At 63.2% G+C, this 239-nt stretch carries 1 pseudogene; it reads left to right on the plus strand.

From position 1 onward, the window contains the following. Positions 1-22: 22 nt before the first annotated feature. Positions 23-239 (plus strand): annotated as a pseudogene (locus CUZ56_RS16430) (adenosine deaminase family protein); the annotation flags it as partial.

Here is a 239-nt window from a genome sequence, read left to right on the forward strand (position 1 = left end):
GCATCTCGACGTCCCCGAGGACGTGGTAGATCTTGCCGTCAACCATGCTCCGGGGGTCGTTGGCGTCGACGTTGCTGGGCCAGAGGATGGTTTTCCGCTAGCTCCGTTTACCAACGCGCTCACGCGCGTCCAAGCGGCCGGAATCCACCTCACCGTTCATGCCGGCGAAGCTGCTGGGCCGGAGTCTATTCTCGACGCCCTTAATCATGGGGCAGAGCGTCTCGGACATGGGGTGCGGA

Source organism: Saezia sanguinis (assembly GCF_003991585.1).
GTDB classification, from domain to species: domain Bacteria; phylum Pseudomonadota; class Gammaproteobacteria; order Burkholderiales; family Burkholderiaceae_C; genus Saezia; species Saezia sanguinis.